The sequence below is a fragment of the Streptomyces sp. NWU339 genome (genome assembly GCF_003143855.1).
Taxonomy (GTDB): Bacteria; Actinomycetota; Actinomycetes; order Streptomycetales; family Streptomycetaceae; genus Streptomyces.
The window spans coordinates 48,223-66,219 of the sequence record NZ_QFRK01000013.1 but is presented as its reverse complement, the minus strand read 5'-3'; the positions used below and the strand labels follow the sequence as shown (position 1 = coordinate 66,219).

Annotated in this window: 18 protein-coding genes and 1 riboswitch; of the genes, 14 read left to right on the top strand and 4 right to left on the bottom strand. The window is 71.9% G+C overall.

Annotated features, from left to right (window positions below; genetic code table 11):
- The first annotated feature begins 70 nt into the window (after positions 1–70).
- Positions 71–529 (top strand): thioesterase family protein, encoded by a 459-nt coding sequence (locus DIZ27_RS17895; RefSeq protein ID WP_109379429.1) that lies wholly within the window; start codon positions 71–73, stop codon positions 527–529.
- On the opposite strand, the gene DIZ27_RS17890 is transcribed toward DIZ27_RS17895, so the two are convergent.
- Positions 489–1,694 (bottom strand): MFS transporter, encoded by a 1,206-nt coding sequence (locus tag DIZ27_RS17890; RefSeq protein WP_109379428.1) that lies wholly within the window; start codon positions 1,692–1,694, stop codon positions 489–491. The two genes, DIZ27_RS17895 and DIZ27_RS17890, sit on opposite strands and share 41 nt — an antisense overlap.
- A 183-nt stretch (positions 1,695–1,877) precedes the next feature.
- Here DIZ27_RS17890 and DIZ27_RS17885 point away from each other — a divergent pair, with 183 nt between their 5' ends.
- A complete protein-coding gene (locus DIZ27_RS17885; protein WP_109379561.1) occupies positions 1,878–3,083 on the top strand; it encodes an ROK family transcriptional regulator in 1,206 nt (401 codons plus the stop codon).
- Between the two features lie 58 nt (positions 3,084–3,141).
- Here the strand turns inward: DIZ27_RS17885 and DIZ27_RS17880 are convergent, their stop codons facing one another.
- Positions 3,142–3,900 carry an SDR family oxidoreductase gene (locus DIZ27_RS17880; RefSeq protein WP_109379427.1) on the bottom strand — a complete coding sequence of 253 codons (759 nt, stop codon included), beginning with the start codon at positions 3,898–3,900 and terminating at the stop codon, positions 3,142–3,144.
- 445 nt (positions 3,901–4,345) lie between these two features.
- Positions 4,346–4,476: riboswitch (FMN riboswitch) on the top strand.
- Positions 4,477–4,620: 144 nt separating this feature from the next.
- Here DIZ27_RS17880 and DIZ27_RS17875 point away from each other — a divergent pair.
- The 9 genes from DIZ27_RS17875 (at position 4,621) to DIZ27_RS17835 (ending at position 12,220) form a co-directional block, all read left to right on the top strand.
- A complete protein-coding gene (locus tag DIZ27_RS17875; protein WP_109379426.1) occupies positions 4,621–5,235 on the top strand; it encodes a riboflavin synthase in 615 nt (204 codons plus the stop codon).
- On the top strand, positions 5,232–5,876 hold the full coding sequence (locus DIZ27_RS17870; protein ID WP_109379425.1) for a nicotinamide mononucleotide transporter family protein: 645 nt from the start codon (positions 5,232–5,234) through the stop codon (positions 5,874–5,876). The genes DIZ27_RS17875 and DIZ27_RS17870 overlap by 4 nt, the downstream gene beginning before the upstream one ends.
- A complete protein-coding gene (locus DIZ27_RS17865; protein WP_109379424.1) occupies positions 5,873–7,162 on the top strand; it encodes a bifunctional 3,4-dihydroxy-2-butanone-4-phosphate synthase/GTP cyclohydrolase II in 1,290 nt (429 codons plus the stop codon). The genes DIZ27_RS17870 and DIZ27_RS17865 overlap by 4 nt, the downstream gene beginning before the upstream one ends.
- A gap of 82 nt (positions 7,163–7,244) precedes the next feature.
- Positions 7,245–7,730 carry a 6,7-dimethyl-8-ribityllumazine synthase gene (ribH, locus tag DIZ27_RS17860; protein ID WP_109379423.1) on the top strand — a complete coding sequence of 162 codons (486 nt, stop codon included), beginning with the start codon at positions 7,245–7,247 and terminating at the stop codon, positions 7,728–7,730.
- A gap of 34 nt (positions 7,731–7,764) precedes the next feature.
- Positions 7,765–8,037 carry a phosphoribosyl-ATP diphosphatase gene (locus DIZ27_RS17855; protein ID WP_109379422.1) on the top strand — a complete coding sequence of 91 codons (273 nt, stop codon included), beginning with the start codon at positions 7,765–7,767 and terminating at the stop codon, positions 8,035–8,037.
- A gap of 50 nt (positions 8,038–8,087) precedes the next feature.
- Complete coding sequence (gene hisG, locus DIZ27_RS17850; protein WP_109379560.1) at positions 8,088–8,951, top strand: ATP phosphoribosyltransferase; 864 nt, start codon at positions 8,088–8,090, stop codon at positions 8,949–8,951.
- Positions 8,952–8,976: 25 nt separating this feature from the next.
- The gene (locus tag DIZ27_RS17845) at positions 8,977–9,456 is read left to right on the top strand and encodes a PH domain-containing protein (RefSeq protein ID WP_109379421.1); all 480 of its coding nucleotides are present in this window, start codon (positions 8,977–8,979) and stop codon (positions 9,454–9,456) included.
- 260 nt (positions 9,457–9,716) lie between these two features.
- Positions 9,717–11,063, top strand: a complete 1,347-nt coding sequence (locus DIZ27_RS17840) for a hemolysin family protein (RefSeq protein WP_109379420.1) — start codon at positions 9,717–9,719, stop codon at positions 11,061–11,063.
- Entirely contained in the window at positions 11,060–12,220 is a 1,161-nt protein-coding gene (locus DIZ27_RS17835) for a hemolysin family protein (protein ID WP_109379419.1), read from the top strand. Before DIZ27_RS17840 ends, DIZ27_RS17835 begins: the two co-directional genes overlap by 4 nt.
- 27 nt (positions 12,221–12,247) lie before the next feature.
- On the opposite strand, the gene DIZ27_RS17830 is transcribed toward DIZ27_RS17835, so the two are convergent.
- Together DIZ27_RS17830 and DIZ27_RS17825 are read right to left on the bottom strand one after the other, a co-directional pair.
- Positions 12,248–14,119, bottom strand: coding sequence for an AAA family ATPase (locus DIZ27_RS17830; protein ID WP_109379418.1), 1,872 nt, complete (start codon positions 14,117–14,119; stop codon positions 12,248–12,250).
- A 431-nt stretch (positions 14,120–14,550) separates the two neighbouring features.
- The gene (locus DIZ27_RS17825; RefSeq protein ID WP_109379559.1) at positions 14,551–15,180 is read right to left on the bottom strand and encodes a uridine kinase; all 630 of its coding nucleotides are present in this window, start codon (positions 15,178–15,180) and stop codon (positions 14,551–14,553) included.
- A gap of 306 nt (positions 15,181–15,486) precedes the next feature.
- Between DIZ27_RS17825 and DIZ27_RS17820 the strand changes: the two genes are divergently transcribed.
- The 3 genes from DIZ27_RS17820 (at position 15,487) to DIZ27_RS17810 (ending at position 17,906) form a co-directional block, all read left to right on the top strand.
- Entirely contained in the window at positions 15,487–16,878 is a 1,392-nt protein-coding gene (locus DIZ27_RS17820) for a peptidase C39 family protein (protein WP_109379417.1), read from the top strand.
- Between the two features lie 148 nt (positions 16,879–17,026).
- Positions 17,027–17,185: an SCO1431 family membrane protein gene (locus DIZ27_RS17815; RefSeq protein ID WP_109379416.1), complete on the top strand. Its 159-nt coding sequence runs from the start codon at positions 17,027–17,029 to the stop codon at positions 17,183–17,185.
- Between the two features lie 64 nt (positions 17,186–17,249).
- Positions 17,250–17,906, top strand: coding sequence for a TetR/AcrR family transcriptional regulator (locus DIZ27_RS17810; RefSeq protein ID WP_109379415.1), 657 nt, complete (start codon positions 17,250–17,252; stop codon positions 17,904–17,906).
- The last annotated feature ends 91 nt before the right edge of the window (positions 17,907–17,997 follow it).

The following is a 17,997-nucleotide window of genomic DNA, read 5'->3' as shown; positions in this document are numbered from 1 at the left end:
TGCTTAGGATGAGGGCGCGCCGTTGGTTCGTGTAGGCGGCACTCATTCCGTACGCACCAGGAGTCCCGCCGTGACCGCCGAAGCCCCGACCGTCCCCGCCCTGTCGTACGGCCGGCTGATCCCCGTGACCGTCCACTTCGACGACCTCGACGCGCTGGGGCTGCTGCACAACGCGCGCTATCCGCTGATGGTCGAGCGGGCCTGGATCGAACTGTGGGAGGAACACGGCATCCGCTTCGAGGGCGACTGGACGGCGGCCGGCGACGCCTGCAACGCGGTCAGGGAACTGCGGATCGGCTACGAGGCCCCGGTGACCCGGACCGGCGCCTACGCCGTCCACCTGTGGCTGGAGCGGCTGGGGACGACCGGACTGACCTACGGTTTCCGCTTCTGCTCGCGGGACGGGGCGGTGACCTACGCGCGGGGGAGCCGGGTGCTGGTACGGCTGAACGCGAAAACCCTGCGCCCGGCGCCCTGGAGCGAGGTGTTCAGGGCCGCGGGCCGGGAACTGCTGCGTCCGGGCGGATGACCTTCACGCGGTCACCGGAGCGCAGCACGCCCGCGAGGCCGGCCAGACCGCACGACAACACGGTGACCAGGACGAACGACACCGTCAGGCTGGTCGCCTGGGCCAGCAGGCCGATCGCGCTCGGAGCGATCAGGCCCGAGGTGTACGTGATGGTCGCGACGCCCGCGATGGCGAGGCTGGGATTGGTACCGCTGCGGCCCGCCGCGGCGAAGCACAGCGGCACCACCACCGCGATGCCGAGGCCCATCAGCGCGAACCCGGCCATCGCCGTCGCGGGGTGCGGGGCGAGGACGATCAGCAGTCCGCCGGTGACGGCGACGACACCGCTCGTGCGCACCGTGCGCACCGCGCCGTAGCGGTCCACCACCCGGTCACCGGCGAGCCGGACGATCGCCATGGTGAGCGTGAACCCGGTGGTGCAGGCCGCGGCGAGACCCGCCGAGGTCTCCAACCGGTCGCGCAGATAGACCGCCGACCAGTCGAGGCTCGCACCCTCCGCGAAGACCGCGCAGAAGCCGATGGCGCCGATCAGCAGCGCGGAGCGGGGCGGCAGCGCGAACCTCGGCGGCGGCTCCTCGTCCCCGGCGGGCTGCAGATCGAGCACGTGGCCCGCGGCGGCGACGCCCGCCACCGTCAGGACACCGGCCGCGAGCGCGTGGTGCAGCCGGGCGTCCGCGCCGAGGTGCGCGGCGAGTGTGCCGGCCGCCGAGCCGATCAGGGCGCCGACGCTCCACATACCGTGCAGCCCGGACATGATCGACCGCTCGAGCCGGTTCTCCACCTCCACCCCCAGGGCGTTCATCGCCACGTCGGACATGCCGGCCGTGGCGCCGTAGACGAACAGGACCAGACAGAGCGTCAGCAGGTTCGGGGCGATCGACGGCAGGACCAGCGCGAGCGTCCACAGGGCGATCAGTCCGCGCAGCGCGGTGCGGGCGCCGAAGCGGTGGCTGACCCGCCCCGCCAGCGGCATCGCGAGAGAGGCGCCGACCGCGGGGAAGGCGAGCGCGAGCCCCAACTGCCCCGGGCTCACGCCGGCATGGTCCTGGATCCAGGGCACGCGCGTGGCGAACGAGCCGGTGACCGCGCCGTGCACGGCGAACACGGCGCCCACGGCGTACCGCGCCCTCCGTACCTTGCGCTGCCCGTACACCTCTGCGGTCATGCTCCCGCCCCTCCGGTCGCCGTGGCCCTCATGCGCCGCCGTAAACTATCAGGAAGGCTGCCTGATAGATAAGGGAATTTCCGCCAGTCGCCCGGTCCGGGGCGCCCGGTGCCGCACCACCCGGTCCCGCCGGCCGTCGCTCGCCGGCCGCCGGCCCGGGCCGCCATCTGGAAGGATCACGCCATGGCCGCATCCCCCAGCACCGCCAGAGCCATCAACGACCGGAACGCCCTGCGGCTGCTCCAGCAGGAAGGCCCGCTGACGGCAGGGCAGTTGAAGCAGCTGACCGGCCTGTCCCGGCCGACCGTCGCCGACCTCGTCGAGCGGCTGACCGCGGCCGGGCTGATCACGGTGGTCGGGGAGGCCGGGGAGCAGCGGCGCGGGCCGAACGCGAAGGTGTACGGGATCGTCGCGGGCCGGGCGCAGCTGGCGGCGCTCGACGTGCGCACCGAGGGTGTCGCCGTGGTCGTGTCCGACCTCGTCGGTACGGTTCTGGCCGAGGCCTACGCGCCGATCGCGGTGAACGCCGGGACCGGTCCGGCCGTGGAGCGGGCGGTGGCGCTGGTCGAGCGGACGGTGAAGGAGGCGGGCGCCGACCGGCTGCACACCGTCGGCATCGGCGCCCCCGGGCTGATCGACCCGGCGAGCGGCGAACTGCGGGTGTCCAAGGGGCTGCCGGAATGGCACCGCCTGCTGGTGGCCGCGCTGCAGGAGCGGCTGCCCGAGGCGCGCGTCAGTCTCGAGAACGAGACCAACCTCGCCGCCCTGGCCGAGCAGCGCGACGGCGCCGCCCGGGGCCGCGACACCTTCGTCCTGCTCTGGCTGGGCCACGGCACCGGCGCGGCCGTGATCCTGGACGGCTCCCTGCGCCGTGGCGCCTCCGGCGGCACGGGCGAGATCGGCTTCCTGCCGGTCCCGGGCACCCCCGGCCTGCCGTCGGCCACCGACTGCGGCGGCGGCTTCCACTCCCTCGCGGCCGCGGCGGCGGTCGCGGAACTGGCGGGGGAGCACGGGGTCGTGGCCGAGCCGGACACGGAACCGGTGGCGGCGGGAGCGGTACGGGCGGCCGCCGCGAGAGCACGCGAGGAGCCGGCCTCGGCGGACGCGCGCTTCCTTGACGCCCTCGCGGACCGCGTCGCCGTGGGGGTCGCGGCGGTGGCGGCGCTGCTGGATCCCGGATGCGTGGTGCTCGGCGGGGAGATCGGCCAGGCCGGCGGTACGGAACTCGCCGCCCGTGTACAGGCCCGGACGGCCCGGATGTCCCCGCTGTCCACCGAGGTGCGTGCGAGCCTCCTGGGTGGCGGCGCGGTGCTGCGCGGTGCCCTCCTGACGGCCCGGGACCGCGCCCAGGACGAGCTCTTCGGCCCGCCCGCCGGCGCCGCACCCTGATGCAGGGCGCCCCGTCCCGCCACCGGGCGCCCGCCCCGGCCCCCTCCGGCTCGCGCGCCTATTTGCCGACGCGTCCACGCCCCGCCCGTGCCGCCAGGAACTCCTCGAAGGTGCCCTTGCCCACCGCGTGCTCCGGGGCGAGATGGCCGCCGGCGCGGAAGGCGCGGTAGGCGGCGCCCCGGAGCGGAACCCTGACCACCGCGCGGCGTCGCCCCGTCGCCCGGAGGTAGGAGCGCGCCAGGGAGTCGAACGTCCTCACCTCCGGGCCGCCCATGTCCTCGACGCGCCCCGCGGGCCCGCCCCGGGCCAGCTCGGCCAGGCGGTCCGCGACCTCGGTCACGTCGATCGGCTGGTCCTTCACATGGGACGGCAGCAGCAGCACCGGGAGCCTGCCCAGCCCTTGGAACACCGTGAGCAGCAGGTCGTGGAACTGGGTCGTGCGCAGCACGGTCCAGCCGATCCCCGACTCCTCGATCAGCCGTTCCACCGCGAACTTGGTCCGGTAGTAGCCGAACGGCAGCCGGTCGACACCGACGATCGAGATGTACACGAGGTGCCCCACCCCGGCCCGCCGCGCCGCCGCGAGGAGGTTCTTCGCCGCCTGCTCGTCTCCGCCGCGCGGTGTGGTCGCACAGTGGACGATCGTGTCCACCCCCGTGACCGCCTCGTCCAGCGTGCTGCCGCCCCGCCGCAGGTCGACGGCGTACGGACGGGAGTGACGGCTGAGCACCCGCACCTCGTGCCCGTCCGTCCGCAACCGCTCGGTGAGGTGCCGGCCGAGGGCTCCGGTACCGCCGGTCACCAGGATCGTGGTCATGCTGCTCAGCCCCTTGGGAGATGCGGGAGCTCCCCGCTGGAGCACCCTCGTCCACAGGGACGGATCGGCGGCCCCGAATGTGACACGGGATCACGGGCGATCCCGGCGGACGGCATGGTGAGGCCCGGCGGCGGGCAAGGGCCGTCGTCACCGCCGCCGGGCCGGTCTGTGTGGAGGCCGCATCAGACGCTAAGAGGACTAGACCACTATGGTCAATGGGTGAGGGTCGCTCAGGGGGCGCTCGGCGGCGTTCAGTGGCCTTCAAGGGGGCAGAGCGGGGCGCGGGTTGGGGCGCTGTGCGCCGATTGTGCGCCGGTGGCGCATGGCGGCCGAGGGGCGACCGTGGGCGGACGACGCATACGACGCCTCCTCCTGTGAGACACCCCACACCCCTCACCTGTATGGGTGGCGGCCGGGCATGGCACACTGGGCCCTGTACCAGCAGCAGCGCACTCCGGGGTCGGTGAAAGTCCGAACCGGCGGTTACAGTCCGCGACCCGGCCGCTTCCAGTGGCCGGTTGACCAGGTGAAATTCCTGGACCGACGGTTAAAGTCCGGATGGGAGGCAGTGCGCGGCGGGCGGGCATTCGTGCGCGCCGCCGTATCGGTTCGCCCTGAGGGCGAACTCCGTCCGGCGTCGCCCTCGGTGTACCTGCCCGTACTTCTGTCGTCATCGGCAGCCCCGGAGTCCGTGCCCGAAGAGGCAGGAGGACCCGGGAAGTGTTCACCGGAATCGTCGAAGAACTGGGCGAGATCACCGCTGTCGAGACTCTCGACGACGCCTGTCGCTTCCGCCTGCGCGGCCCCCTCGTCACCGAGGGCGCGAAGCACGGCGACTCGATCGCCGTCAACGGCGTCTGCCTCACGGTCGTGGACCACGAGGGCGACGAGTTCACCGCCGATGTGATGGCCGAGACCCTGAACCGCTCCAGCCTCGGCGCCCTCGCCGTCGGCTCCCGGGTCAACCTCGAACGCCCCATGGCCCTGGGCGCCCGCCTCGGCGGCCACATCGTGCAGGGACACGTCGACGGGACCGGCCGGATCCTCGAACGCAAGCCGTCCGAGAACTGGGAGATCGTGAAGATCTCGCTCCCGGCCGAACTCTCCCGCTACGTCGTGGAGAAGGGCTCCATCACCGTCGACGGCATCAGCCTCACCGTCGTCGACGCCGGACCCGACTTCTTCACCGTCAGCCTGATCCCCACCACGCTCGCCCTGACCACCCTCGGCCTCAAGCAGAGCGGCGACCCGGTCAACCTCGAGGTGGACGTCATCGCCAAGTACGTCGAGCGGATGATCGGCGACCGGGTCATCGGTGAGGGGGCCACGCGGTGAACTGGCTGAACTCCGAGGCGTTCACCCTCTTCGACCAGCACATCAAGTGGTCGGACATGATCGGCAACGTGATCGGTCTGATCGCCCTGGCCCTCGGCTGGCGACGCTCCATCTGGACCTGGCCCGCCCAGTTCGTCTCGGGCCTGATCCTCTTCGCGGCCTTCGCCACCGCCCATCTCTCCGGCAGCGCGGGCAAGCAGATCGTCGTCATGCTGGTCGCAGCCTGGGGCTTCTGGCAGTGGAACCGCGGCCGGCAGCAGGCGCAGGACGGCTCCATCGCCGTCCGGTTCGCCACCTGGCGCGAGCGCGGGATCCTGGCGGGCGCGGCGGCGCTCGGCACCCTCGCGGTGGGGGGACTGTTCACGCTCTACCCGTCCCTGTCCTGGGACCCCTGGCCGGACGCGTACATCTTCGTCGGCACCGTCGTCGCCATGTACGCCCAGGCCCGCGGCATGGTCGAGTTCTGGTTCGCCTGGCTGCTGGTCGACCTCGTCGGCGTACCGCTGAACTTCGCCAACGGCTTCGCCTTCTCCGGCTTCGTCTACATCATCTACGGCGCGCTGGTCCTGTGGGGGCTGCGCGACTGGTGGCTGCGCTCCCGCGGGGACGCACGGCCCGCCCTGGAAGGAGCGCCGGCATGAGCACGGCACCGATCCTGTACAGCACCGAGGACGCCGAGGGCCTGACGCTCGACCCGGTCGAACAGGCCGTCGCCGACATCGCGGCCGGCCGCCCGGTCGTGGTCGTCGACGACGAGGACCGCGAGAACGAGGGCGACCTCGTCATCGCCGCCGAGAAGGTCACCCCCGAGATCGTCGCCTTCATGATGAGCGAATGCCGCGGACTGATCTGCGCCCCCATGGAGAGCGACGAACTGGACCGGCTCCGGCTCCCGCAGATGGTCGAGGACAACACCGAGTCGATGAAGACCGCGTTCACCGTCTCGGTGGACGCCTCCGCCGCCCACGGCGTGAGCACCGGCATCTCGGCCGCCGACCGCGCCACCACCCTCCGACTGCTCGCGAGCGGCACCGCCCAGCCGGCCGACTTCGTCCGCCCCGGCCACATCTTCCCGCTGCGCGCCCGCTCCGGCGGTGTGCTCGTGCGCGACGGCCACACCGAGGCCGCCGTCGACCTGGCCCGCCTCGCCGGACTGCGCCCGGCCGGCGCCATCGTCGAGATCGCCGGCGAGGACGGGCAGATGCTGCGCCTGCCCGAGCTGATCCCGTTCGCCCGCAAGCACGGCCTGACGATCATCTCCATCGAGGACCTGATCGCCTACCGCCGCAGCTCCGAGCCCACCGTCCGCCGCGAGGCCGAGGTCCGGCTGCCCACCTCGCACGGCATCTTCACCGCCTACGGCTACCGTTCCACCGTCGACGGCGTCGAGCACGTCGCCCTCGTCCACGGCGAGATCGGCGACGGCGCGGACGTCCTCGTGCGCGTCCACTCCGAATGCCTCACCGGCGACGTCTTCGGCTCCCAGCGCTGCGACTGCGGCCCCCAGCTGGACGCCTCCCTGGACCGCATCCAGCAGGAGGGCCGGGGCGTCGTCGTCTACCTGCGCGGACACGAGGGGCGCGGCATCGGCCTGATGTCCAAACTGCGCGCCTACGAACTCCAGGAACGCGGGCGTGACACCCTCGACGCCAACCTCGAGCTCGGCCTCCCGGCCGATGCCCGTGACTACGGCGCCGGCGCGCAGATCCTCGCCGACCTCGGGGTGCGCGGCGTCCGCCTGCTGACCAACAACCCCGACAAGTCCGACGCGCTCGTCCGGCACGGCATCGAGGTCACCGGCCGCGAGCCGATGCCCGTCACCGCCGGCGAGCACAACATCCGTTACCTGCGCACCAAGCGCGACCGGATGGGCCACGACCTGCCCTGGCTGGACGCACCGACCGTGCCGGCCTGCGGCAACCAGTGAGAGAACCCAGAAAACCCAGAAAACCCAGAGAACCCAGAAAACCAAGAGAACCAAGAGAACCAAGAGAACACCGAGGAGAGACGTGAGCGGCAAGGGTGCACCGGAACTGTCCGTACGCGATGTGGGGGACCTCCGCGTCGCCGTCGTCGCGGCACAGTGGCACGAGAAGGTGATGGACGGACTGGTCGACGGCGCACTGCGCGCCCTGCACGACCTCGGCATCGACGAACCGACCCTGCTGAGGGTCCCCGGCAGCTGGGAACTCCCGGTCGTCGCCAAGGTCCTCGCCGGACGCGGCTACGACGCGGTCGTCGCCCTCGGCGTCGTCATCCGGGGCGGCACACCCCACTTCGAATATGTGTGCCAGGGCGTCACCCAGGGCCTCACCCAGGTCAGCGTCGACACCGGGGTGCCCGTCGGCTTCGGCCTGCTCACCTGCGACACCGAGGAACAGTCCCTGGACCGCGCCGGACTGCCCGGCTCCACCGAGGACAAGGGGCACGAGGCGGTCACGGCGGCGGTGGCGACCGCGGCCACGCTGCGTTCGGTATCCGAACCCTGGCGGTGAGCAGGCCCCGACACCGCGTAGGGTAAGGACCACCATGTCCAAGAAGACGTTCGAGGAGCTCTTCACCGAGCTCCAGCACAAGGCCGCACACGGCGACCCCGCCACCTCCCGCACCGCCGAACTGGTGGAAAGGGGCGTCCATGCCATCGGCAAGAAGGTCGTAGAGGAGGCCGCCGAGGTCTGGATGGCCGCCGAGCACGAGGGCAAGGAAGCGGCTGCCGAGGAGATCTCGCAGCTGCTCTACCACGTTCAGGTGATGATGGTCGCCCGCGGCATCTCCCTCGACGACGTCTACGCCCACCTGTGATCGCAGGCACCCACCCCACCACCACCCACACCGCAAAGGAAGCCGACCTCATGCTGCGCATCGCACTCCCCAACAAGGGTTCACTGGCAGGCCCTGCGGCGGAGATGCTGCATGAGGCCGGCTACCAGCAGCGCCGGGAGTCGAAGGAACTGAGGATCGTCGACCCGGTCAACGAGGTCGAGTTCTTCTACCTCCGCCCCCGGGACATCGCGATCTACGTCTCCTCCGGCCGCCTCGACATCGGCATCACCGGCCGGGACCTCCTGGTGGACTCGGGCGCCGAGGCCGAGGAGATCCTGCCCCTCGGCTTCGCCCGCTCCACCTTCCGCTTCGCCGCCAAGCCCAGTGTCGTGCGGAGCGTCGCGGACCTCGGCGGCAGGACGGTCGCCACCTCCTACGAGGGGATCGTCGCCCGGCACCTCGCCGAACAGGGCATCGACGCCTCCGTGGTCCACCTCGACGGCGCCGTCGAGACCGCCGTCGAACTGGGCGTCGCCGAGATCATCGCGGACGTCGTCGAGACCGGCACCTCCCTGCGCAACGCGGGCCTGGAGGTGATCGGCGAACCGATCATGACCTCGGAGGCGGTCGTCATCCGCCGCACCGGCGCCGCGGCCGAGCCCGACGAGACCGTCGAGCCCAAGGTGGGGCAGTTCCTGCGGCGTCTCCAGGGCGTCCTCGTCGCCCGCACCTACGTGATGATGGACTACGACTGCCGGGTCGAGCAGTTGGAGAAGGCCGTCGCGCTGACCCCGGGCCTGGAGTCCCCGACCGTGTCGCCGCTGCACAACGAGGGCTGGGTCGCCGTCCGCGCCATGGTTCCCTCCAAGGAGGCCCAGCGCATCATGGACGACCTCTACGACATCGGTGCCCGCGCCATCCTCACCACGGCCATCCACGCCTGCCGTCTCTGACCCGGACCGACCCCGGAGCCGCACCATGCCGGACGCCCCCTCGGACCAGCCGTCCGACGTGCCCGCCCTGCCCGTCACCTTCCGCCCCGGCCGCACCCGCGCGGTGCTGCTCGGTGCGGCCGTCGCGCTCTTCGGGGCCCTCTCCCTGATCGCCCTGCTGCTGGAACAGGTCGACCCGGGCGAGCGGATCAGTTTCGTGTTCACCGGCGCCCTGCTGGCCGGCGGGCTGGTGCTGCTGGCCCGGCCCAGGGTCGACGCCGACGAGTCCGGCATCACCGTCGTCAACATCGTCGGCAGGCGCCGCCTCGAATGGGCTCAGATCCTTCAGGTGAACCTCCGTCCGGGTGACCCCTGGGTCTTCCTCGACCTCAGCGACGGCACCAGCATGCCCGTGCTCGGCATCCAGCCGGGCATCGCCAGGGAACGCGCCATCGCCGACGCGCAGGCCCTGCGAGCGCTCACCGTGGCGCGTTCCCTGGCCGACCCCGATGCGTCACGGGGCTGATCCGGGGGGACAACTCGGGGAGACATCGGGGTCGGCCAACCTGACGCGGCCGCCCATGTCTTGATTAATCTGGTGGGCGGAGGCGCGCCGACAGCGCCTTCGCCCCTGCCGCCCCGCCCGGTGCCCCAGGGGCTCCAGCTAACCGAGGAGTGACCCTCTCCGGCGATGGACGGATCGTCCTGCAGTACCTGCGCCGCCCCCTGTCGACATAGCGCGAACCCGTTCCACGAGGTTCGTGACCGTGCGCAAGCGGCGGCATCATGACCACCCCCCTGCTGCTCCTCGCAGCCGCATTCCTGCTGATTCTCGCCAACGGTTTCTTCGTGGCCGCCGAGTTCGGCCTGGTCACCGTCGAACGACCGGAGGCCGAACGGGCCGCCGCCGACGGCGACCGACGCGCCCACCGGGTCGTCGAATCACTCAAGGAGCTGTCCTTCCAGCTCTCCGGCACCCAGCTCGGCATCACCCTCACCTCCCTGGTCGTCGGCATGCTCGCCGAACCGGCGTTCGCAGGGTTGCTGCGCGGCCCCGTCACCGGCACGGGCGTCCCCGAGGGCGCCGTCTCCACCATCGCCGTGGTCATCGGCATGCTGCTGGCGTCGGCCGTGCAGATGGTGATCGGCGAACTCGTGCCCAAGAACTGGGCGGTGTCCCGGCCGCTGCAGGTCGCGCGGTTCGTCGCCGGCCCGCAGCATGTCTTCGCCCGCCTGTTCCGCCCGGTCATCGCCGGCTTGAACGCCGTGGCCAACCGGGTGGTGCGCACCCTGGGCATCGAGCCGACCGCGGAGCTGGCCTCCGCCCGCACACCCGGCGAACTGGTCTCCCTGGCCCGGCACTCCGCGCGGGCCGGCGCCCTGGAACAGGACACGGCGGACCTCTTCGTACGGACCCTGTCCCTGGGCGGGCTGACCGCGCAGCACGTCATGACCCCGCGTGTGAAGGTCAGCGCCCTGCAGTCCTCCGCGACCGTCGAGGACGTGGTGAACCTGACCCGGGCCACCGGCCTGTCCCGGTTCCCCGTCCACACGGAGCGGATCGACGAAGTCGTCGGCATGGCCCATCTCAAGGACGCCCTCGCGGTGCCCCCGCGGGACCGGCTGCGTACCCCCGTCGGCGACATCTCCCGCCCGGCGCTGCTCGTCCCCGAGACCCTGCCCGTCCGGCCGCTGCTGACGCGGCTGCGCAGCGAGCAGCCCATCGCGGTCGTCGTCGACGAGTACGGCGGCACGGCCGGAGTCGTCACGCTGGAGGACATCGTCGAGGAGATCGTCGGCGAGATCCTGGACGAGCACGACGAGCACGGCGAGTTCTTCGGAGAGGCCACCGAACTCGTCGCCGTCCCGCAGGAGGACGGCCACTCCGCCTGGGACGTCGACGGCAGCGTCCGCGTCGACACCCTGCTCCGCATCGGCCTCGACGTGCCCGACGGACCCTACGAGACCGTCGCCGGCCTGGTCGCCGACCTGCTCGGCCGGATCCCGGCCGTCGGGGATCACGCGGAACTGCCCGGCTGGCGGCTGTCGGTCCGCCGCGTCGGCCACTACCGCGCCGAGCGCGTCCGCCTGGTCGAGGCGGCCCCGCCGCCACTCGTGGAGGCAGCCCGATGAGCGTGCTGCACCTCCTCTTCGCCGCCCTGCTCGTCCTCGCCAACGGATTCTTCGTGGGCGCCGAGTTCGCGCTGGTCTCCGTGCGCCGCAGCCAGATCGAACCGCTCGGCACCGCCCGGGCCCGCCAGGTCCTGTACGGGCTCGAGCATCTGCCGCGGATGATGGCGGCGGCCCAGTTCGGCATCACCGTCTGCTCGCTGACCCTCGGAGCGGTCGCCGAACCGACGGTCGCCCGCTTGCTGGAGCCGGTGTTCGAGTGGATCCAGCTGCCGCACGGCATGATCCATCCGCTCGGCTACGTCGTCGCACTCGCCGCCGTGGTCTTCTTCCACCTCGTCATCGGCGAGATGGTGCCGAAGAACCTCGCGATGGCCACCCCCGAGAAGGCCGCGCTGTGGCTGGGCCCCGGCCTGGTCTGGTTCGCCCGGCTGTGCCGACCCGTCACGACCGCACTCGGCGCCTGTGCCGAGACCGTCCTGCGGGCCTTCCACGTCGAGCCGAAGGCCGAGGTCGAGGCCGCCTTCACCAGCGAGCAGCTGAACCGGCTGGTGGAGGACGCCGGGCAGGCGGGCCTCCTCGACCCCGAGGAGGCCGAGCGCCTGGAGGACGCCCTGGAGCTGGGCTCCCGCCCGGTGACGGACGTCCTGCTGCCCCGTGAGTCACTGGTGACGGTCGGCCCCGAGGCCACCCCGGCACGGATCGTGGAACTCACCGCCCGCACCGGGTACTCCCGTTTCCCGGTCGTCGCACAGAGCGGCGCCTTCATGGGCTACCTGCATGTCAAGGACGTGCTCGACCTGGAGGAGACCGACCGGGCCGTGCCGCAGCGGCTCTGGCGGCGCATGCCCACCCTCCGACCCGAACTCCCGCTGGACGACGCCCTCACCGTGATGCGCCGCGCCGCCACCCACCTGGCCCAGGTGGCCGGCGCGTCCGGCCGGGCACAGGGTCTGGTGGCCCTGGAGGACGTACTGGAGCTGCTGGTCGGCGAGGTACGGGACCCGGCACACCGCGAGACACCGGGCGCGCGGCCGGACACCGGGGCACCCCCCGATTCCGGGATGCCTCCGGATGCCGGAACGCTTCCGGAGACCGGGGCGGACGCCGGACCGACCGAGTCCAGGAACGATGCCCCGGCAGGAGCGCTCACCCGCTGACCTCCGGCGTCGTGGGATCCGCCGGTGTCAGGGCGCCGGCGGATCCTGTGGGCCCCGCCCGGACAGCACCTCCCCGTACGCCTGCATCAGATCCGGCAGTCGCAGCGTCGCCAGGTCCTCCCGGGTCAGCGTGCCCGGGTACGCCGGATACGCCGACAGACGCAGATCCCGGTACGCGCAGCTCTTCTCGTACAACGTCCGCAGGAACCGTCCGTTGCCCAGCTCGTCGATCCACCCCTGGTCCACCACGTGACCGGCGATGGACCGCAGCTCCTCCAGCGCCTCCTCGTCCCACACGTCGCCGTTCTCCGCGGCCAGCACCTCGCCGATCGCGGTGAGTTCGAGTGGCCGGTAGGACGGGAAGTCGACGCGCGTCGTGAAGCGGGAGGACAGTCCCGGGTTGGCACCGAGCAGACGGTCCATGCCCTCCGGGTAGCCGGCCAGTATGACCACCAGGTGGTCGCGGTTGTCCTCGGCCCGCTTCAGCAGCACCTGGAGCGCCTCGTCGCCGTACGCGTCGCCCTTGCCGTACCCGGAGTTGGAGAGCGCGTAGGCCTCGTCGACGAAGAGGACCCCGCCGAGCGCGGAGTCGATCAGCTCGTTGGCCTTCACCGCAGTCTGCCCCAGGTACTCGCCGACCAGATCGGCCCGCTGCGCCTCCACGAGGTGGTCCCCGCCGAGCAGCCCGAGGGCGTAGAAGACCCGGCCCAGGATGCGGGCCACCGTGGTCTTGCCGGTACCGGACGGGCCGGAGAAGACGAAGTGCCGTTTCGGCGGTTGCACCGGCAACCCCTGCCCGGCCCGTAGCCGCGCCATGTTCAACTGCGCCGACAGCGCCTTGACCTGGCGTTTCACCGGCTCCAGTCCCACCATGCGCTCCAGCTCGGCGAGCGCTTCCTCCAGTAAGGCGGGGTCGGTGGGGCCCGTGGGCAGTGACGGCACCGGGTCGCCGGTCCGCTCGCGCACCGAAGGCCCCGGGGCCGGCCGCGGGGCTGCGGGCTGCGGGTCCGGCTCGGACAGCATCAGATCGCGGCCCTCGGTGCCGAACAGCGGGTCGAGTGTGTCCGGGCCGTCCAGCAGGTCCGGGCCCGCCCCGCCGAGCGTGAGCGAGCCGGGATCGGCGGGGTCGTCGTAGCCGTCCCCCTCGGCGATGGCGGCGAGCCGGGCCGAGGTGTCCATGAAGGCCGGGTCGACACGGTGCACGGCCCGGTACAGGGGGACCGCGGCGGCGCTGCGGCCGGTGCCCTCATGGGCGCGCGCCAGCCAGTACCGCAGCTCCTTGCGCTGCGGCTGCTCGCTGCGGCAGCGCATCAGGGCCGCCGACAGCAGCGGTTCGGCCTGCCCGTACATCTCCAGGCGCACCCGGGCCATACCGCCGAACAGGCCCGTCTCGATGCCGAGCAGCGGATCGCCGTGCAGCGGGTCGGTGTGCCGGACCAACTGCTCCCAGTCCTTGACCAGATAGGCGCGGCAGGCGTGCAGGAAGCGGACCTGCGGGTCGGTGTCCACGGGAGGCAGGCCGGCGAGCGCGCGGTCCAGTTCGGGGACGTGGCGGCCGTCCAGCCAGTGGGAGGCGTGCGCGAGCAGCAGATCGCGGGGGCTCTCCAGCACCGGCTGCACCCACCAGCCCAGCCAGTACCAGGAATTGAGGGTACGGCGGTGCCGGGTGCGCTGTTCGCCGAAGCGGTCCCGGTGCCGGAACATGCGCAGCAGCGAGGCCGTCGTGTCGACACGCAGCGCGTGCAGCCCGAGCCAGCCGTCCGCCATCCCCGGGTCGATCCGTACCGCGGCCCGGAACTCCTCCTCGGCCTGCGGATAAGCGCCCATGGTGTAGGCGTCCACGCCCCGCAGCCAGGCGAGGTCGGCCGGAGCCTGCGGGCCCTGCGTGCCGAAGTCCATCACGTTCCCCCACAAACCGTGCCCCGTCGGTACGCCCCACCGGCCCTCGCCCGCCGGCTGCCGTGAGGCGAACCGCTGCGCTGCGGACCGGAGTTGCACGGTGCGCGAAGCGGCGTCCGTAGGTCGCACCGAAGGCATCGTACCTGCGGTGGCGCCGCCTCCGTAGGGGTGCCGCACCCGCCGAGGAATCGAGGCGTGCGGGAGAGCTTCGACACGTGTTGTGACCGAGAGTGATCGGCATATGCCGCTCGGCAGCCGGAAAAGGCGACGAGGGCAGAACGAAGCCCCCGATCACGGGGGAACAACCGGGGGCTTCGCGTCTGCGGGCGGCTCCGAACGGCCGCACATTGAGAACGTAAGACCTGTACGGGCCCCTGGTCAAGCGAAGTTGAAGCACTTCGGCGACTTGTTCGGCAAGGCCCTTCACATATTCAGCACATTGGGGGCGGCCCGTCACCGTGCGTGAGTGGAGAGGTGGGCTCAGCCGTCCCGGCAGGCCCGGCGAGTATCTCGTACCCCTCCTTGAGCTCCCCGCGCTCCCGCACCAGAAGGTCGGCGAAGGGGCGTGAAGGGTCCTCGGCGAAGTGCCGGTGCTCCGCCTCGACCCATCCTTCCCAGAACTCCCGCTGCTCCGCCCCGTCCCGTGCCCGCCCCCGAGACCAGGCGGCTTCCGCGGGCAGTTCCATCCACAGCAGCAGCGCCAGATGGGGCCGCAGCGCCCGGCGTCCCGCTCCGACGCCCTCGACGACGATGACCGGGGCGGGCGGCAGCGGGTGCGGCTGTCCGAAGACGCGGGCCCGCCAGTCGTAGGGGGTGTAGTACGCCCGTTCACCGCGGCCGAGCGGACCGATCACCTGGCTCAGCAGCCGTCCGGTCCAGCCGAAGAGCTCCTGGTGGCTGGCGATGTCGTCGAGTCGCAGCACCGGAGCGCCGCCCAGTGCTCCGGCCAGCCGGCCGGCGAACGTGGACTTCCCGGAACCGGCGTGCCCGTCGACACCGACGAGCCGGACGGGTCCGCAGGAGGGGGAGAGGCCGCGGATGCGGGAGACGAGATCGTGAATGGCTGATTCCTGGGGAGGGGCGGGACGGCGTGCGGAGAGACGGTGACGCGAACACTCTAGAACCCGACCGGAACCCGGTGGCCGGCGCCCGCGCCCCGGAACGATCCGTCGGTGCCGCGATCCGCCGCCGTACGCGCCATTGGTCGAGTCCCATATTGGTCGGCGCGGCACGGTCCCGGGTGCTGGCGGGGTCGGCCCCGGTGTGTTCATAGTGGGCGGACATCCGCTCCACCCGGTGGACGTACGCCGTACGGCCCGCCGCGCTCCGGACCTGCACCGACTCCGACACCTGGGGGTCCTCCACCCATGAGCAGAGCCGAACAGCCGTCCCGCAGAACCCTTCTGGCCGCAGCGGCCGTCGCCGCCGCCGCGTCGAGCGCCGGCCCGGCGTTCGCCGGTACCGCGACCGGCCGGTCCGCCGCAAGCCCGACAGGCGGTTCCGCGGACCCCGAACGGGCCGCGGGGGCCCGCCCCGTGGACAACAGGGCCTGGACCTCCTACAGCGACTGGCGCGGCGGCACCGCCGAGGGGACCAGGGCCGTCGCGGGCGTCCGTCCCGGCCTGGTGATCGCGAAGGCCGCGGGCACCACCGACCACACCGACCCGCACACCGGCGACACCGCTGTCTGGGAGTACGCGACCTGGACCTCGCCCGTCCACCGGCTCACCGTGCCGGCGACGGAGGCGATCGCCTCCTGGAACGCGCGCACCCCCGACGGCACCTGGATCCAGGTCGAGTTGAAGGGCGCCTACACGGACGGCACCGACACACCCTGGTACGTGATGGGCCGCTGGGCGGCCGGCGACCAGGACATCCGGCGCACCTCGGTGGACGGCCAGAGCGACGGCCGGAGCACGGTGTGGACCGACACCCTCGCCGTCGACGCCCCCGCTTCGGGGCTGCGCCTGGTCTCGTACCGGCTGCGGCTGACCCTCCACCGCCGTCCCGGGACGGCACTCACCCCGACCGTGTGGCGGCTCGGCGCGATGGGCTCCGACGTCCCCGACCGCTTCACCGTCCCGGCCTCCACGCCCGGCCCGGCCCGGGAGCTGATCGTCCCGCGCTACTCGCAGGAGATCCACAAGGGCCAGTACCCGGAGTACGACAACGGCGGCGAGGCCTGGTGCAGCCCGACCTCCTCACAGATGATCATCGAGTACTGGGGCGGCCGGCTCACCGAGGAGCAACTGGCCTGGGTCGACCCGTCCTACGCCGATCCGCAGGTGTGCCACGCGGCCCGCCACACCTACGACCACCAGTACGCCGGCTGCGGCAACTGGCCGTTCAACGCGGCCTACGCGGCCACCTTCGAGGGCCTCCAGGGCGTCGTCACCCGGCTCGGCTCGCTGAGCGACCTGGAGACCCTGATCGGGGCGGGCATCCCGGCCATCACGTCCCAGTCCTTCCGCGAGGAGGAACTGACCGGAGCGGGGTACGGGACGTCCGGGCACCTGATGACCGTGATCGGGTTCACCGAGGACGGCGACGTGATCGCCAACGACCCGGCCTCCCCGGACAATGAGGCCGTCCGGCGCGTCTACCGGCGGCGCGAGTGGGAGAACATCTGGCTCAGGACCAAGCGGTACAACGCCTCGGGCAAGGTCGTCTCCGGCACCGGCGGCGTCTGTTACCTGTACTTTCCGGCGCGTCCCACCTCGCGCATGCGCAAGGCGCTCGCGGCCGTCGGCGTGCGCTGAACCGGTCCGTGCGGCGGGCTCCGCCCGCCGCACGGGGCCCCGCCGTGTGACCAAGGACTCGGCCGCAAAAGCCGCCGGCGGTGGCAAGGTGGACAACGTCGCGCGGGGGTCCAGCGCGCACCACCGAGATCGAGATCAGCGAGAAGCCATGACCGCGAACGCAGCCACCGTCACCGCTCCTGTCGCCGCCCCCGGCGTTCGTACCGGCGGCCCCCAGGAGGACGGCCCGGAGATCCTCGAGCACATCATGGGATGGGTTCTCGTGGTGGTCGTCGCGATGCTCGTGACCCGGCTCGGAATGCTCTGACCTGACCAGGGAGACGACCTGACATACTGCGGAGGTCCGCCCCCGCAGGAAACCTGGGTCAAGATTGAACATCAGTCAGCAGCCTGCCGTGCGCACCGGCGCGCGCAGTACCGAGCGTTCGCTGGCACGCCGTGCCGAACTCATCGCCATCGGGCGAAAACTGTTCGCCGACACGTCGTACGACGCGCTCTCGATGGACGACATCGCACGTCAGGCGCGTGTCGCCAAGGGGCTGATCTACTACTACTTCCACTCCAAGCGGGGCTACTACCTGTCCATCATCCAGGACTCGGTGGCCGGCCTGGTCACCTTCGCGGCGGGCGGCGTCGAACTGCCGCCCGCGGAGCGCGTGCACCGCACTGTCGACAGCTATCTGCGCTACGCCGAGCACAACCAGGCCGCGTACCGCACGATCGTCAGCGGCGGTGTCGGCTTCGACGCCGAGGTCCATGCCATCCGGGACGGGGTGCGCGAGGTGATCGTCGAGACCATCGCCGAAGGCGCCTACGGGACCAGTGACATCACGCCGCTGGCGCGGATGGGTCTGCTGTCCTGGGTGTGCAGCGTCGAGGGCGCCACTCTCGACTGGATCGACCATCCCGGACTGCCCCGCGAGACCATGCGTGAACTGCTGGTGAAGATGCTCGGCGGGGCCATGCGCGCCATCGAGGAACTGGACCCCGCGCACCCGGCCCCGGAGCCCGCCCGCCGCGACGGCTGACGCGTCGGCGTCCGCGGGCTCGACGCCCGGGACGCCGACGTCCGCGATTGCGGTGCGTCGGGAGATTGCATCCGGTGTCTCCTCATGGGGA